Annotated in this window: 13 protein-coding genes and 1 pseudogene; 10 read left to right on the top strand and 4 right to left on the bottom strand. The window is 41.9% G+C overall.

Going from position 1 to position 17513, the window contains the following annotated elements:
- Positions 1-406 precede the first annotated feature (406 nt).
- A complete protein-coding gene (ccoG, locus tag H5202_RS08590) occupies positions 407-1834 on the bottom strand; it encodes a cytochrome c oxidase accessory protein CcoG (protein WP_182771713.1) in 1428 nt (475 codons plus the stop codon).
- Positions 1835-1910: 76 nt separating this feature from the next.
- On the opposite strand from ccoG, the gene H5202_RS08585 reads away from it, so the two are divergent.
- The 3 genes from H5202_RS08585 (at position 1911) to H5202_RS08575 (ending at position 3691) form a co-directional block, all read left to right on the top strand.
- Entirely contained in the window at positions 1911-2258 is a 348-nt protein-coding gene (locus tag H5202_RS08585; protein WP_011639434.1) for a hypothetical protein, read from the top strand.
- A 99-nt stretch (positions 2259-2357) separates the two neighbouring features.
- Positions 2358-3272: a 1,4-dihydroxy-2-naphthoyl-CoA synthase gene (locus H5202_RS08580; RefSeq protein WP_182771712.1), complete on the top strand. Its 915-nt coding sequence runs from the start codon at positions 2358-2360 to the stop codon at positions 3270-3272.
- Positions 3273-3469: 197 nt separating this feature from the next.
- Positions 3470-3691: a DUF2061 domain-containing protein gene (locus H5202_RS08575; protein ID WP_059746129.1), complete on the top strand. Its 222-nt coding sequence runs from the start codon at positions 3470-3472 to the stop codon at positions 3689-3691.
- 53 nt (positions 3692-3744) lie between these two features.
- Here H5202_RS08575 and H5202_RS08570 read toward each other — a convergent pair whose 3' ends face one another.
- Positions 3745-5709 carry a beta-galactosidase gene (locus H5202_RS08570; RefSeq protein WP_182771711.1) on the bottom strand — a complete coding sequence of 655 codons (1965 nt, stop codon included), beginning with the start codon at positions 5707-5709 and terminating at the stop codon, positions 3745-3747.
- 279 nt (positions 5710-5988) lie between these two features.
- Between H5202_RS08570 and H5202_RS08565 the strand changes: the two are divergent.
- Positions 5989-8120, top strand: a pseudogene (locus tag H5202_RS08565) (alpha-galactosidase).
- Between the two features lie 173 nt (positions 8121-8293).
- Here H5202_RS08565 and H5202_RS08560 read toward each other — a convergent pair.
- Entirely contained in the window at positions 8294-8992 is a 699-nt protein-coding gene (locus H5202_RS08560; RefSeq protein WP_182771710.1) for a FadR/GntR family transcriptional regulator, read from the bottom strand.
- A 194-nt stretch (positions 8993-9186) separates the two neighbouring features.
- On the opposite strand from H5202_RS08560, the gene H5202_RS08555 reads away from it, so the two are divergent.
- The 3 genes from H5202_RS08555 to H5202_RS08545 are packed head-to-tail and all read left to right on the top strand — an operon-like array spanning position 9187 to position 11837.
- Entirely contained in the window at positions 9187-9954 is a 768-nt protein-coding gene (locus H5202_RS08555; RefSeq protein ID WP_336244786.1) for an SDR family NAD(P)-dependent oxidoreductase, read from the top strand.
- 1 nt (position 9955) lies between these two features.
- Positions 9956-10918, top strand: coding sequence for a 2-dehydro-3-deoxygalactonokinase (locus tag H5202_RS08550; protein WP_182771709.1), 963 nt, complete (start codon positions 9956-9958; stop codon positions 10916-10918).
- Positions 10911-11837, top strand: a complete 927-nt coding sequence (locus tag H5202_RS08545; RefSeq protein WP_182771708.1) for an SMP-30/gluconolactonase/LRE family protein — start codon at positions 10911-10913, stop codon at positions 11835-11837. Before H5202_RS08550 ends, H5202_RS08545 begins: the two co-directional genes overlap by 8 nt.
- A 73-nt stretch (positions 11838-11910) precedes the next feature.
- Here H5202_RS08545 and glpD read toward each other — a convergent pair whose 3' ends face one another.
- On the bottom strand, positions 11911-13434 hold the full coding sequence (gene glpD, locus H5202_RS08540; protein WP_182771707.1) for a glycerol-3-phosphate dehydrogenase: 1524 nt from the start codon (positions 13432-13434) through the stop codon (positions 11911-11913).
- A 252-nt stretch (positions 13435-13686) separates the two neighbouring features.
- Between glpD and H5202_RS08535 the strand changes: the two genes are divergently transcribed.
- The 3 genes from H5202_RS08535 to H5202_RS08525 all read left to right on the top strand — a co-directional run bounded on the left by H5202_RS08535 (position 13687) and on the right by H5202_RS08525 (position 17376).
- Entirely contained in the window at positions 13687-14739 is a 1053-nt protein-coding gene (locus H5202_RS08535; RefSeq protein WP_182771706.1) for a UDP-glucose--hexose-1-phosphate uridylyltransferase, read from the top strand.
- Complete coding sequence (galK, locus tag H5202_RS08530; RefSeq protein ID WP_182771705.1) at positions 14732-15886, top strand: galactokinase; 1155 nt, start codon at positions 14732-14734, stop codon at positions 15884-15886. Before H5202_RS08535 ends, galK begins: the two co-directional genes overlap by 8 nt.
- Before the next feature lie 128 nt (positions 15887-16014).
- Positions 16015-17376 carry a poly(ethylene terephthalate) hydrolase family protein gene (locus H5202_RS08525; protein ID WP_182771714.1) on the top strand — a complete coding sequence of 454 codons (1362 nt, stop codon included), beginning with the start codon at positions 16015-16017 and terminating at the stop codon, positions 17374-17376.
- Positions 17377-17513 lie beyond the last annotated feature (137 nt).

Here is a 17513-nt window from a genome sequence, read left to right as displayed (position 1 = left end):
TTTGATTGCCAACATTCCGAAGAACAGAAGACAATTTCGAATAACTCAATACCTGTGAATGTCCACACAGATTTCTTGTTTAGATTGTTAAAGAGCGTTGATATCAATTTTTCAGACATCACCATTAGACGCTAGGTCGTTGGCTTGGGGTGCGTATTCTACGCTTTCCCGTGTTGGCGTCAAGTGTTTTTTCAAACTTTCTTTTCGCCGTTGTAAACTTCAATTTGAACCTTACAACCTGCCAGCGACGTATGCCGTGTCAGTGGTTGCGCATTATAGGGAGCTTAATTATTTGTGCAAGCATAAATAGCCTAAATATTGCAAAAACATGACCGAGAGGTGCTTTTTCAATCGAAAAGAACAAAAAAGGGACTATACGTCCCTTTTTAGGCTATTTCACTCGGTTCTAATCACCAAAGAATCGAGTTTCCTGTTTTATTTCTATTGGGCTACCATCTATTTGTGCAGTTATTTTGATATCAATTTTGGTGATACTTCTCTTCAACTCAATAGGATCAACTGCAATACTAATTGGCAGGGTTAATACTTCACCCGCTTCTATCGATACATGCTGTGGGCCAATCCATCTGGCATTAGGCAAACCTTCGACGCTTAGCTCATATTCTTGCGGTTGCTCTGTTTTATTGAGAATTTTAATCGTAAAGGTATTTTCTGTATTGCCCTGGTTATTTTCTCGATAAAGTGAGTTTCTATCTCTAATGACATCCATACGTACTGGTGCAATCGTTGCGCTGGCATAGACGAAGATTAATATCATTACCGTGAGCACCACACCGTAACCCACTAACTTAGGTCGTAGTACCTTTTCTTGCACACCATCAAGTTTGTTTTCTGTTGTGTAACTGATTAAACCTTTATCGTATCCCATTCGTTCCATAGTGTTATCGCATGCATCGATACAAGCACCACAGTTAATACATTCGTATTGCAGACCATTACGAATATCGATTCCAGTTGGGCACACTTGTACACACAAGTCACAGTCAATACAGTCGCCTAAACCCATCTCTTTAGGATCTTGTTTACGTGTACGAGGACCACGGGTTTCTCCGCGTTGAGTGTCGTAGCCTACTATATAAGTATTTTTATCAAACATGGCAGCTTGGAAGCGGGCATAGGGACACATGTGAATACACATGATCTCACGCATCCATCCGGCATTACCGTAAGTAGCAATAGTGAAGAACACCACCCAAAAATATATCCCGCCACCAGCATTAAGGGTAAAGAAGTCAATATAGAGTTCACGGCTTGGCACAAAGTAGGATACAAAGGTTGTAGCTGTTAATAGTGATATTAATAACCAAGATGTATGTTTAGCTGTTTTACGCCACAGTTTATTGACACTCCATGGCATTTGATCAAGCTTTATTCGTTTATTACGCGCGCCTTCAAACTTCTCTTCAAACCAGATAAAGATGAAGGTCCACACTGTTTGTGGGCAAGTATAGCCACACCACACTCGACCTAAATAAGTGGTAACGAAAAACAGCCCAAATGCGGCTATCATAAAGAGTGCGGCAAGCAAGGTGAGATCTTGTGGCCAAATAGTTAAACCAAAGACATGAAATTTTTGCTCAGCCAGATTAAACCAAACGGCTTGACGGTCTCCCCAAGGTAACCAAGGCAGGAGTAGGAAGAATAACATGGCTATCCAACCCATATAACGTCGTAAGGTTGTCCATAAGCCATCGACAGCTCTTACGTAAATACGGTTGCGCGGATTGAATCGGTCTGCTTTACTAGCATCTGGTTGATGGATTTTAATACGTTGTTGTTTGGAAAAGTCCTTGGGGTTGGATTCTGTCGTCATGTTACAGCCTTACTGCTTTAATATTGAACGATAACTAACTTATTATATAGGTAATAACACATTATTGGATAAAAAGATGAGAGGCTGGATAGGATTGGCAATAATCGCGGGAGTTATTTATTATTTCGCGACGGAAACAGACAAGCTTGATAAACCCATTAATGACATTAAAACAATGTTTACGAAGGCAGATAAAAAGCTTGATTCGATGACAGGTACAAAAATCACTAAAATCGATAAACACATTCCACAAATTAAAACGGAAATTTACGAGCGTTTATCGACAATTGAAATTCGTGAATTAGATGGTGTATTCACCAGTAATGAAGCCATTAGCGAGTTTAAAAGCCAATACTGTCATAGTAGTGCTCGCCACCCTGTGTTTACTAAAGACAATCTGCAATTTATTTGCGATAAAATCTAATAATTCGAGATCGTTAACGGTTTTATGCTAACGAATTGACCTAAGTATCAAATAAGCCTAGCCTTTGTGTAATATCTGCAATAGGGGCTAGGTTTTTTTATGACACAATCACAAACTGAATTTGTATCTGACATATTTGACCCTGAGTTATGGGATCTTGTCGAAGGATTCAATTTTGAAGACATCACTTACCACCGGGCAAAATCTCAAGGCACGGTGCGTATCGCGATAAACAGGCCTGATTGCCTTAACTCATTTCGCCCTAAAACAGTAGACGAGCTCTATATGGCTTTAGACCACGCTAGACAATGGTCTGATGTAGGTTGTGTACTCATTACAGGCAATGGTCCATCAGCAAAAGGTCAGTATTCATTTTGCGCAGGCGGCGACCAACGTATTCGTGGTAAAGATGGCTATAAATATGAAGGTGCTGAAGAAGGCACACCTGATGTCGCTCGCATGGGGCGTCTGCATATATTAGAAGTGCAGCGAATGATCCGCTTCATGCCTAAAGTGGTCATTGCGGTTGTGCCTGGTTGGGCTGTGGGTGGTGGACATAGTTTACATGTGGTTTGTGATTTAACATTGGCGTCAAAAGAACATGCTGTTTTCAAGCAAACCGACCCTGATGTAGGCAGTTTTGACTCCGGATATGGCAGTGCTTATTTAGCCAAGATGATTGGTCAGAAGCGTGCCCGCGAAATCTTCTTTCTTGGGTTTAATTACTCTGCAGAAGAGGCATTTAATATGGGTATGGTAAACCGTGCCATTCCACATGCCGAACTAGAAACTGAAGCCTTAGCTTGGGCCAAAGAGATTAACTCTAAATCCCCCACGGCAATGCGTATGCTTAAATATGGCTTTAATATGGCTGATGATGGTTTGGTGGGCCAACAACTGTTTGCTGGTGAAGCAACACGCTTAGCTTACGCTAGTGAAGAAGCTCAAGAAGGTCGCGATGCCTTTTTAGAAAAACGTGATCAAGACTTTTCACGTTTCCCTTGGCATTACTAATCACAATATCTGTTGTTATCGCCTGAATTAATTCATGTTATTAACTGTAATGGAAGGCCCTTTTTAGGGCCTTTATTGTTTTCAATATTAAAAATCACAAACGTAATCGAAATTTTCATTTGCAATAATCGAATCAACCCTCTTTACATGATAATGAGAACTGTTATCATTTAAATAAATCAAACAGGGGATTCATCATGAAAAAGACAATCAGCTTTGCCATTTTACACTTCAGTGTGGCTTTTACGATTACCTACCTATTAACCGGTAGTATTATTATCGGTGGTACCATTGCCCTGCTTGAACCTGCCGTTAATACAGTTGTGTTCTACTTTCATGACAAGGTGTGGAAAAACATTGAGTTGAAAAAGATGCAACAAACTGAAATAACAACAGAGTCAATACAGCTTGTGAGCTAAGATCATGGCCACATTGATGGCCATAATATTACTAACATATACTTGTTGCTACCCTATACGAGTTTAATGATAGCAACATCGTAAGCAGCAAGGTTTGCACTGCCTAAAACGTATTGGCCTTGTAACTCACTTGGTACAGTTTGCGAATAACCGGCATAGTTAAACAGGTAGGCATAATGACCACGTTGCACAATACGCACATCTTTAGGTAATACTAATGTGGTTAATCCTAACTCTACCGCAAGCATTTTAAAGTACTCGAGTAAGAATCCATCACAGGTCAATGTTGCCACATAACTGCTGTTTTGATGTCGAGCCACAGCAGGACTACCATCATGATAAGTCGCCACCACATCAACACCATCGCTGAGTTCTAGCTCTTCTCGCCAGCACTGGCTTTCAAACTCAACCCCATTAAAATGCAATAGTTCACTGCAGTCTGGACGAATGGTTTCAGTTGATAATACCCGTACAGGGACTAATGCTTGGAATAACCCTGGCGCCAACGTAGGCACCAATGACAATTCATCCGTTTTGCTGCCTGAGCGTGGACCAATAACTAAATGTACGTTGGCTTGCTGACATTTATCAACAAAGGCTTGCGGCACAATAGGTAAACACGGTGCGACAACTAAAACATACTGTGTCAAATCATGATCTACAGAGACAAAATCTACAGCTAACCCTAACTGACGTAATGCCGAGTAATAAGCAAACTCAACGCGTTGATGATTGTAACTGTCACCTTGGCGTTCAATCTCGGTCACCCACTGACTGTTAGCACCTGTCACTATTGCTACTTTGGCTTGCACAGGATCGCTAATGGTAAAGTCGACTTTGGCCAACTCGTCACGCATTTGCTCAACTTCAGCCCAAGCTGCTGCTTTTGAATTGTCGTTACGTTTAATGCCAGCGTGCATTTGCTCTTGAGCAAACGGTACTTGGCGCCAACGGAAATAACACACACAGTCGGCACCATGGGCAAACGCCTGCCATGACCACAGTCTTACCATGCCTTTTTCTGGACGAGGATTGTGATGAGCCCAATTTACAGGCCCAGGTTGTTGCTCCATTACCCAAAAATTCTTATTGCTTACACCACGGCTTTGATCAAACGAGTAGCTAGAAAAGTCAGGGTGTCCGGTACGCATGTACGGTTTAAATTGTTCTGCTGGCATATGTTTAAAAAACATATCAGAACGACCGAGCGGGTAATTGTCGTAACTGACAAAATCGAGGTTTTTCGCTAATGCAAAGTTATCGGTTTGGGTATCGACCAATGGAATAAAATTATGGGTAACAAAACGATTTGGCGCGTGAGCACGAATGATCTCAACCATTGCATCATGAAACTTCACCACTTGAACAGAACTAAAACGACGGTAAGCCAGTTGATGAGCAGGATTGGTTTCAGTTACCGCTAGAATAGGTAATTCGATTTGTTCAAAATCTTGATATTCCATCGACCAGAAAACATTACCCCATGCAATATTGAGCTTTTCAATATTGTTGTGATAATAGGCTTTACACCACTGTTGAAATGCTGACTTAGCCACCAATGAGCCACTATGAGTAGTATCGTGACAAGCAATCTCGTTGTCCGTTTGCCAGCCACAGATGCCAGGATGTTGACCATAGCGTTGTGCAATAACGCTAGAGATACGCATTGCTTCACGAAAGTAGTTATCACTTGAAAAATCATAATGACGGCGCGAACCAAAGCCACGGGTGGTGCCCGTTTTAATGTCGACAGGCAAAATGTCTGGATATTTGTCGATTAACCATTTAGGAGGCGTAGCCGTTGGCGTGCACATAATCACTTGCAGCCCTTCGCTCACTAATGTCTCAATGGCACGATCTAGCCACTCAAAAGAATACTCACCATCACGGGTCTCAATTCTAGACCACGCAAACTCGCCAATACGCACATACTGTAATCCAAGCTGACGCATTTCTTTTGCGTCTTGTTGCCACATAGATTCAGGCCAATGCTCAGGGTAGTAGCAAACTCCTAACATGTTAATCTCCAATATATAGTGCGTAAAACCGTTGGCTCGAACATAGGATATTGTTAAGGTTCTATCCTACTGTCACAAGCAAAATCACGGGGTTATTTGACCACTTTTTAATGACGATCAATATACTAACCCAGTATTTATATGATATATAGTATTTTAAAATAATCAGAATATCATCATCAACACACTGCAGAATGTTACTGGCTCAATCCAGCACATTCGAATATGTATGGTTAATCAGTGTGTATAAACACAAAAACGTCAATCAAGGACAATATCATGTCACATCCCCAGTTCGTTTTGCTTAATGGCCAACATACTAGTTTGATCGTTGATTGCCTAAACAAGACCCCTGCCATTTTGTATTTTGGTAAAAAGTTATCAGAAAAGACCAGCTTTGACATGATGAAACGGTTAAGCACCCGACAAGAAGCTAAATGCTCAGTTGTTGTTGAAGCACCTATTTCATTATCGCCGTTAATGGGTGAAGGTTTTACCGGTGCACCTGGTATTGAAATTTTTGATAACAACATCGCATGGTCAATCGGTGGTGCATTAACACAAGTTAGTCAACCGAATGAAAACGAAGTGTATTTCGAGTCAGTAGATACCCTACGTCAGCTAAGCGTTAAACATCACTTACTGCTTGACCCTCGCAGCGACGTACTCAGTGCGACAACCGAATTAACCAACCTAGGCCAAAGTTCGGTCAATGTGAATTGGTGTGCAGCACCAACCATCCCGATGCCACTGCATATTGACCAAATAATGTCGTTTGAAGGCCGATGGTCGAACGAGTTTCAACGTAAATCCTTTGATATGTTCTTAGGCAGCTTTGTGCGTGAAAACCGTAAAGGTAAAACGTCGCACGACAATTTCCCAGGCATGGTGATGCATAACAAATTCACCCATGAGCAAGGCGGCGAGTGTTATGGTTTTCATTTAGGGTGGAGTGGCAACCATAAAATGCGTGCCGAATTACTGGCAGAAGGTCGAAGTTATGCTCAGCTAGGAGAGCTATTAATGCCTGGTGAGTTGGCCTTAGCCCCTAATGAATCTTATACTAGTCCAACATTGTATACCGCTTACTCTAATCAAGGTTTTAGTGGTTTGTCGCACCATTTTCATCAGTATGTACGCCAATCATTGATCACTGATAAAGTCCGTCAAAAGCCACGCCCAGTGCACTACAACACTTGGGAAGGAATTTACTTTGACCATGATGTTGCTGTTTTACAATCATTAGCGACCCAAGCGGCGGACATTGGCGCAGAACGATTTGTACTCGATGACGGCTGGTTTAAAGGTCGCCGTGGTGACTTTGCCGGTTTAGGTGACTGGACTGTTGATCGTGAAATTTACCCAGACGGACTGCAACCACTGATTGATCATGTTAATAAAGTGGGCATGGAATTTGGTTTATGGTTTGAACCTGAAATGGTTAATCCAGACAGCGATTTATATCGCAACCACCCTGAATGGGCGCTGCAAACCCAAGGTAACGAGCAACTGCAATTTAGAAAACAGCTAGTGCTAGACATGACGAACCCAGCCGTGACTGACTATCTGTTTAATGCGATTAACGATATATTGGTTGAATACCCACAAATTCTCTACCTCAAATGGGACATGAACCGCGATCTTAACCATGCGGGGAATTTATTGGGTAAACCGGCAGTACATCAACAAACTAAGGCCGCTTATGCTTTAATCAAGCGCCTTAAAGATAGTCATCCACACATTGAAATTGAAAGTTGTTCTTCTGGTGGTGCACGGGTTGATTACGGGGTACTACAACACACTGACAGAGTATGGACTTCAGATTCAAATGACGCTCTAGACAGGCTTACCATTCAACGTGGTTGTTCGTTCTTTTCCCAGCGGAAGTGATGGGGGCACATGTTGGTCCACGCGATTGCCACATTACTGGACGAAACATCAATATTGCCATGCGAGCAGCAGTAGCCTTCTTTGGTCACATGGGGATTGAAATGGATCCTCGTGAGTTAACTCATGATGAACGTGAGCAATTACAGCAAATAATCAAACTGCACAAACAGCATCGTCAGCTAATTCACAGTGGCAAGTTGGTACGATTAGACAGCGATGGCGACTCAATCAACTTTGGTATTGTTAATACCGACCAAAGCCAAGCCTTGTTTGCTTATAACAGTGTTAAAGAAACCCAACGCACCAATCCGCCAAAATATCATTTTGTAGGGTTAGATGCCGACAAAGATTACACCTTATCACTTGTGTGGCCGTCAGCGTTTTCATTTTATTCGCCATCGGTGTTAAGTGTCATTAGCAACCAAACCTTTAGCGGTGAGGCATTAATGACCTTCGGTATGCAGTTACCGATCACTTTCCCGCAAACGTCGTTGATTTTTGAGTTAAACGAAGTGAAGTAACACTTTATAGCGCGCCTCTTTTATAGGGCGTCTTATTTTATCCCCATTAAGCAAAAGAGCACCTTTATAGGTGCTCTTTTTACGGGGATAATGGTTTTTGCGTTTATTTATCAATACATCGGCTTCGATAATGAGTAAACCCGTTGCACTGTTCAATAACGCCTAATCATCCACTAGAGCTTTGATTCAATTAACTCAAGGGCTTCATCTAAAATCATTGAAACCGCAGCTCGGGACAATTCAGGATTGCGCGCTTTAATGGCATTAAAAATTTCGGCATGCTTTTTCACATCCGCACCGGGCACACCTTTAATCTTGTTGGTGTAACGAATACTCACCCTGAGTGCCGTACCAATAAACTCGGTTAATTGTACAAAAAATCGGTTACCACTGGCGATTAGAATACTGGTATGAAATGCAATATCAGCTTCTAACGGGTCATCTAAACCCTGTTCAGCTTCAACCATACGTTCGAGAGCTTTTTCGATAGACGCTAATTGCTCATCGGATGCGTTCATTGCCGCAAGTGCCGCCGCTTGCGGTTCTAGCGCAACCCTTACCTGAGTAAACTCTTTCAGTAATGACAATGACGGTTTACTGCTTAAAATCCATTTTAATACGTCGGTATCAAACATGTTCCAATTGCTTTCAGGCAACACGCGAATACCTTGCTTTGGCCGAGATGAAATAAGGCCTTTTGCAGACAGCATTTTTACTGCTTCACGCGTTGAGCTACGGCTAACATCATATTCAATACACAAATCAGCTTCAGAGGGTAAACCTTCGCCAACAGGGTAAACCCCTTTTACAATGGCAATGCCCAAATCGTGAGTTAATTGATGTGTTAAATTTTGACGTGGAGAATTGTTCATGCTTTTACTGTCCAATATTCAGTACATAAATCTGTTATATCATATTTAAATGCGATTACGATATAACTTTGTTTTCAGTGGTGTTAATGTTAGAAATAGACATAATAACCATAAATATTTTTCGGATTAATCATTAAATCCAACAAATACCGCTAGTTAACCATAATCATAAAAATAGGTTTGGAGCGTTATAAGTGAGTTTGTTAACCCAATATCAAGACTTGAAAGACAAAGTCATCTTTATTACCGGCGGTGCCAGTGGCATTGGTGCATCAATGGTCGAAGCCTTCATACATCAACAAGCTAAAGTGGCTTTTATTGATATCGATCATAAAACAGCAGCCAATCTACTTAGCAAAATGGCCAAAATTGATGCTTCATCAATTTGGTTTCGCGCTATCGATGCCACCGATTCTGAATCATTACAGCAAGCCATTAGAGATGTGGGTGAACACTTTGGTCGCTTTGACGTACTGATAAATAATGTCGCTAATGATGCGCGCCAAGATGTCGAAACGATTTCGGCACACGACTGGCACAAGTGTATGCAAATTAATTTAGATCCTGCTTTTTTTGCATCTCAAGCCGCTTATATTTTAATGAAGCAACAGCACTCAGGTAGCATTATCAATTTCAGTTCAATCACCGCGCTATTAGGCTCACAACAAATGACTGGCTACGTGACGGCTAAAGCAGGCTTAATTGGAATGACACGCTCATTGTCGCGTGAGTTTGGAGAATCAGGTATCCGTGTCAATGCCATTTTGCCCGGTTGGGTCGCTACCGAAAAGCAGCTTGCCAGCTGGCTAACCGAACAAGAAGAGCAAAAATGGACTGATGCGATGGCATTAAAACGCCGAATTACCCCACAAGATGTCGCCAAACTAGCCCTGTTTTTAGCCTCAAACAATAGTGAATTGATCACCGGTCAGTGTATCAATATTGACGGTGGGAGAGCTTAGCTTGCTTGCTAAATATCAACATTTTATTGCTATCGATTGGGGCACAAGCCATTTACGTGCTTACTTATGTTTAGCCGAATTCGGTAAACCATTAGTCGTGCTTGAACAAGCCAATAATGTCGGCGTGAAAAAAATTCAAACTGACTTTGAAACCACATTAATGGACAGTATTGCTCCTTGGGCTAATCGTTTTGGTAAATTACCCATATTGATGATTGGTCAAATAGGTTCAAGCATTGGCTGGAAAGAAACTCAATATCTTGCTTGCCCCATTTCTCCCAAAGAAGTGATCACAGCTGGAACACGCTTTGATAGTAAAGGTCATCAAGTCACCATATTTCCAGGTTTAAGTTGCCAACTTTATAACCAACTCCATGACTCAATGCGTGGAGAAGAATTTCATTTACTCGGCTGGCTTGCGATGGCACCACAGCATCTAGTTGGTCGGCATCTTGTATGCTTGCCAGGAACTCATACTAAATGGGTGCTAATTGAAGAAGGTAAAGTCATTTTATTTAAGACTGCGCTAACAGGTGAACTGTATGACCTATTGTCATCTAACAGCGTACTGATCCAAGAAAAAGTATCGGATTTAGACTTTGATTTTGGCGCATTTATTGAGGGTGCTGATTTTATCTTGTCATCAACTCACGATAATTTTTATCACGGTTTATATAGCGTTCGCAGTAAGCAGCTTTTTGAGGATTACTCAACCAAACAAGCACACGCATATTTATCAGGGCTATTGATTGGAAGTGATGTTCGCGCAGCGATGAGCGCGCAAGAATGGCAATTCACAGACTTAGAATCGGTGGCGATTATCGGTCCACCTCACTTAAGCCAATGTTTTATCGAAGTATTGCATCACTACAATATCAATACAACATTATGGGATGTCACAGACGCGACATTGGCAGGATTTAATGTTGTGTACCAACACGCACATAATTCGACAGATGAATAATACACTAACCCAATGCATCGGCGAGCTTATACAGGTTATCCCATCACAAAATGATTTGGGTGAAAATGCCTTATGGCACCCGCAACAACAAGCCATTTATTGGATCGATATCATACAAGGAACAATTCACAAATACAGTGTCGAGACTCAGCTGCACGATCAATACAGCTTACCGTATCGCATTGGCAGCTTTGCATTTTTAGCAGGGCAGCAAACATTCCAGTTAATTGTCGCCTTTGAGCAAGGTTTTGCTTTGTATCATCTCGATACACATGCATTAACATGGCTTAGCCAGCCTGAAGTAGCCCAGAAAGGTAACCGTTTTAATGATGGCCGCACCGATCGCAGTGGACATTTTTGGGCGGGAACTATGGTTGAAACCCGTCATGATCAACATCAACAAGGCAACTTATACCGGATAGATAATCAGGGTGAATGCCATAAAACCATTGAAGATATTTTGATCTCTAATGGCTTGTGTTGGAGCCCTGACGGTAACATTATGTACCACGCAGACTCTGAAAGACATTGTATCCATCAATATCGCTATGACCCAACACACAAAACATTAACGGATAAAACCCTGTTTGCAACCACAGCAGATCATGTATTTCCTGATGGTTCAACTATTGATGCACATGGCTTTATGTGGAATGCACAATGGGGCGATCATAGCGTAGTACGTTATCATCCAGATGGTCATATAGTTGAAAAATTAATTTTACCTGCAATACAACCCTCTAGTGTCGCCATCGGTGGTCCCAATTTAGACTGGTTAATTATAACAACATCGCGCATTGAACTGACTCAACAGCAACTTGTTGATTATCCATTATCGGGTAACGTGTTTATTTATCAGTTACATCACGTTACTGGAATCGTCGACACACCTTGTAGTATCAACATCAACCAATCGTAAATCTCATCAATGGCTGATAAAAAAACACCCCAAACTTTTTATCATTTAGGGTGCTAGAGTTAACCCGTTTAGGTTAACTCACATCTGCAACAACCTCTGGTGCAACGTCTTGCTTACTCGCGACATAATCACTCAGTACTTGCTGCTGTTCCTCAGTAAAATGCAAGCCTAGCTTAGTCCGTCGCCATAAAATATCTGCACTACAACTGGCCCATTCATTGGTAATAACATAATCGACTTCCGCTTGATATAAACCATGACCAAAATCAATCCCCAATGCCTCGCTGCTCGCGGCATCATTTAAAATGTATTGAGTACGGGTTCCGTAAGTACGTAGTAAACGATTAATAGATTGTGTACTTATCCAAGGATATTGTTGCTGATAAATCCGATTAAGCTCGCCTAAATCAGTAAAATCACCGCCTGGTAGCGCTTGAGTTGCTGTCCAAGGTTTACCCATTTGAGGGTGGAAAGGTTTTAATCGATTTACTGCAGCTTCCGCCAGTTTGCGATATGTCGTAATTTTGCCGCCAAATACTGACAATAACGGCGCCTTATCTTTAGGGGCATCGACAATAAAGGTGTAATCACGAGTTACCGACTGCGCCGAATCAGACTCGTCATCCATTAATGGTCTCACCCCAGAGAACGTGTGCACAATATCCTGTTCGCTAATGGTGCTTTTAAAATAGTGATTGGTGATGCTAATCAGGTAATCAATTTCTTGCTGGTCGATACGTACATCTTTAGGGTCGCCAGTAAAATCAACATCGGTAGTACCAATCAGAGAAAAGTCGTCTTCAAATGGAATCACAAATACAATTCGCTGATCGACATTTTGCAAAATATAAGCATGTGGTTGTTGATGAATTTTAGGCACCACAATATGGCTACCTTTTACTAAACGAATTTTTTGCGGTGAGGGCTGCTTTAATACATTTGCAAATAAGCTCGACACCCAAGGTCCAGAAGCATTAACAACACTTTTTGCATGCACCTGCCGTAATGACTTATCCCCTTGATGTTGCAAGGTGAGTTTCCAGATACCATTATCGCGTTCGGCACTAATACAGCGAGTTTGAGTAAAAATTTGTGCCCCTAATTCTTTTGCTGCAAGGGCATTTAATACCACTAAACGAGAGTCATCGACCCAAGCATCAGAATACTCAAACCCTTGAGTAATTTCAGGTTTTAATGGGCTATCTTGTGTGAAGTTAATTTTTTTTGATGCATTCAGAGTGACACGAGACGCTAAATTGTCATATAAAAACAACCCAAGACGGATCATCCACGCAGGACGTAAATGAGACTGATGGGGAAGCCTAAATGTCAACGGAGTGATTAAATGAGGAGCCTTTTTAAGCAACACTTCACGTTCGGCTAATGCTTCTTTAACCAAACGGAACTCATAATGCTCTAGGTACCGAAGCCCACCATGGATAAGTTTGCTGCTATTTGATGAAGTTGCAGACGCTAAGTCATTCTGTTCACACAGTAAGACACGTAAACCACGCCCCACTGCATCGGCCGCTATTCCAACACCGTTTATGCCGCCACCAATCACGACAACATCAACAATTTCTATATCGGCTTCCATTTACGTATCCCACTACTAAAATAAATATGATAAATAATATATATTAGCAACATCATAGAGTGACAGACCATCAATTGACAAGCTGAATTAGAAAGATCTTGTCTAAATTGATTACATCTTGTTAAATAAAATACTTAATAGTAGTATTTATCATATAAATTAAATTTGCATAATTTATCTACAGTACCATTGAGATAATATTCTGCACTTTCTGGTTATTGCTCCAGACACATATAGATGAAAGGGATTGCCATGAGTCAGTTTGAATTTACCCACAGACGAAAAAATCCGTTAACGGGTAATTGGGTGCTAGTGTCGCCGCATCGAAATAATCGTCCTTGGTTAGGTGCGACAGAAAAAAATGCCCCATCAAATTTACCAGAGTACGATAAAACATGCCCTTTGTGTCCCGGTAATCATCGTGCTAACGACAGTAATAACCCTGCATATGATAAAACCTTTGTGTTTACCAACGACTTTGGCGCACTAACGTCACCAGAAACAGATCATTCCGCCGTGCTCAATCATGACAATCCATTATTTGAAATAGAGCAAGCGACTGGCGAATGCCGAGTGATTTGTTTCTCACCTAAGCACAATAAAACCTTACCAGAATTATCCGTGGCTGAGATTAATGATGTGGTTGATGCCTGGAAACAGAACTATATCGAATTATCTGCGCAATATTCATGTGTTCATATCTTCGAAAACAAAGGTGAAGTGATGGGATGCTCGCAACCTCATCCACATGGACAAGTATGGGCGCACAACCATTTGTCGACCGAAATACAGTTAGAAGAAGATAACCAGCGCAACTACCAAAAACGTCATGGCGGCAATTTGCTCGGCGATTATGTTAAACATGAAGTTGCCGACGGTGAGCGAGTTGTTTATCAAAATGACCACTGGCTAGTGGTTGTACCATTTTGGGCCGCATGGCCTTTTGAAACCTTACTCGTATGCAAAGATGATGTGCGCCACTTTGGTGAGCTAACCGATGCGCAGTCCACCGCTTTAGCCCAAGCAATTAAGATACTCACCACCCGTTACGACAATGTGTTTAATTGCAGCTTCCCGTATTCAATGGGTTGGCACAGCGCACCAAGTAAACTTGACGGCAATAGCCATTGGCGCTTACATGCCCATTTTTATCCACCACTATTACGCTCTGCCACCGTAAAAAAACACATGGTCGGCTACGAGATGCTTGCCGAAAGTCAACGTGATTTAAGCCCAGAAACAGCTGCTAAAATTTTACAAAATGCCAGCGACATCCATTACTATCAAGGAAACAATAATGAATAACGACGCGCTACAGGCATTCTATCAGCAGCAGTTTTCATCATTACCACAAGGTGTCGTCAGCGCCCCTGGTCGGGTTAATTTAATTGGTGAATTCACCGACTACAATCAAGGTTTCGTATTACCCTGCGCACTTACTTTCCGAACTCAAGTTTTCTATCGTATACGTAACGACAACATGGTTAATGTGCTTTCAACCATGTATCCGAATGAACAAGAAAGCTTTGAAGTTAATCAACGGATTAGTGCTGGCCAATCACAATGGGGCAACTACATCCGTGCCGTAGCATTTGTGCTTAACCGTGCAGGCCACCAGCTACAAGGTGTCGATTTATTAATTGAAAGTAATGTGCCACAAGGCAGTGGTTTATCATCTTCGGCAGCACTAGAAGTGGCGATTGCGGGGATGTTTAATCATGTTTGTGGCCTAAATTTAACCGAAGAACAAATCGCCTTATTCGGCCAACAAGCCGAAAATGATTTTATGGATTGTCAGTGCGGCATTATGGACCAGTTAATTTCAGCTAAAGGTCAACAGGACCAAGCGTTATTAATTGATTGCCAAAACTTACACACACAATCGGTAACGATTCCAACAGACTTATCGATTGTGATTGTTAACTCGAACTATCCCAGAAAATTGGTCGACAGTGAATACAACCAACGCCGGATCGATTGCGAGCAAGCCGCCAGTAAAATGGGCTTAACCACCCTGCGCGATGCTGACTTAGCGTTGTTAATGCAAACTAAGCCACAAATGAGCGCGAATGAATTCTCCCGAGCTCACCATGTCATCACTGAAAATGCCCGCGTCATTGCCGCAACAAAAGCCTTAGCCAGTAATGACATCGAACAACTGCGCATTTTAATGACCGCATCACATCAATCGTTAAAGCATGATTTTGAAGTAACAGTCCCTGCAACCGATGGTTTAGTGCAAATTTGCCAACAAGCTTTAGCTGACAGAGGCGCCGTGCGCATGACCGGTGGTGGATTTGGTGGCGCGATAGTGTGTTTATGCCGTAATGAAGACGTAGCCGCGATCAAACAAGCGGTTGATTTGCAGTATTTTGCGCAGTTTAATTTGCAAGCGGACATTTACGTCTGCACTGCAGGCAAAGGATTAACTGTAGAAGAATTTACGCAGTAACCCATCAAATTAGTCGATAACAAACAAATGATGTGGGCTGATAACTCGCCCACATCTCATAATAAAAATAACCAAGTAAAGCAGCTCATGTTCAAGAACATGCATTACTGAAAAGGACAGCTTTAATGATGACCAAATCACTTATTTCTATCGCATTGTTATGTTTAGGCACCCACTCAAGCGCCATTGCCGCAGACGCAACAGGCAGTAGCACACAAAATACCATACTCGCTGCCGAACAGCTTTACCCCAACACACTGCCAAAGGAAGCGTTGCCAGAGCTGGCGCAAACAGGGCTTTATCAAGTTGGTGTTAAAACCGTTAACTTAATTCATAAAAATCAATTCAACCCCAACACACAAAGACCTGAAGACAGAAAACTCAAAGTTGAAGTGTGGTACCCAAGTAACAAAACTGCCGCGACCAAGCAAAACCAACCAGCTGTATTAAATGCCGTTTATAATGATGAAACCCGTTTAGGATTACCATTTTCACTGCAAGGCAATGCCACTCGTGACGCAGAAGTGGTCAAATTAACAGATCAGCCATTTCCACTCATTGTGTTATCCCATGGTTATACTGGCTATCGCACCATTATGTTTTACTTAGCTGAGCATCTAGCGTCACACGGATATATTGTTGCGGCACTGGATCACACCGACTCAACCAATGCTGACGTCGACATGGTTAATGCCCCGTTTAGCGGGTTTTTTAGTACGTTATTAAACCGTTCGCGTGATCAACAGTTTACCCTTGATTATTTTACTGGCAGTGACAATTTTGCCAGCAGTATTATCGACACCAAACGAGCTGGCTTAATTGGCTATTCAATGGGCGGCTATGGTGCGGTCAACACTGTCGGCGGCTGTTATCAATTTAACCCACAAACTGCTGCTACCTTTACCGGCAGCAAAGACCAAAATGTTATCAATGGTGCCATTACCTTACTCAACACCTGTGCTGGTGGCCAAACAGCCCCTGTAACAGTAGACCCTAAATGGAAAGCCATGATTGCTATGGCCCCCTGGGGAGGCAACTATCAGCTATTTGACCCAATAGCATTAGCCAAAATAACCATCCCAACGCTGTATGTTACTGGTGATCTTGATGATATTTCTGGTTATAAAGGCATTCAATCGCTATACCAGCAAACTGGCGGTGAACATACCTATATGCTCACCTATCATAATGCTCGCCATAATATCGCCCCACATCCAGCACCTAAAGTGGCTTACCAAAATGAAATAGATTTAGGCCACTATTTTGAACCCGCCTGGGACACAACACAGCTTAATACTATTAATAAGCACTTTGCATTAGCGATGATGGATTGTCATATTAAAAATCAACAAGATAAGTGTTCATACCTACAATTAAACACTCAGTCTAATGAGCAAGATCAACAAGGCAATCCAACTGCTGCTTGGAAAGGTTTTGCCCATCGCTATGCCACTGGCATGTCTTGGAGTATGAAAGCTGCACAGCAATAAATAACCATATTGAAATTATTCTGATTGTTATCAGATTGTTTTTTTACAATCGATGAACCATACCAAACTGTGATAAACACAAAAAGCACGGTTTGATAATTTGCTAGCTAAATACAAAAAATAATAAAAAATACCTT

The organism is Shewanella sp. SG41-4 (assembly GCF_014164505.1).
Taxonomy (GTDB): Bacteria; Pseudomonadota; Gammaproteobacteria; order Enterobacterales; family Shewanellaceae; genus Shewanella.
The sequence above is the reverse complement of the archived record's forward strand: the minus strand, read 5'-3'. Positions and strand labels throughout refer to the sequence as shown.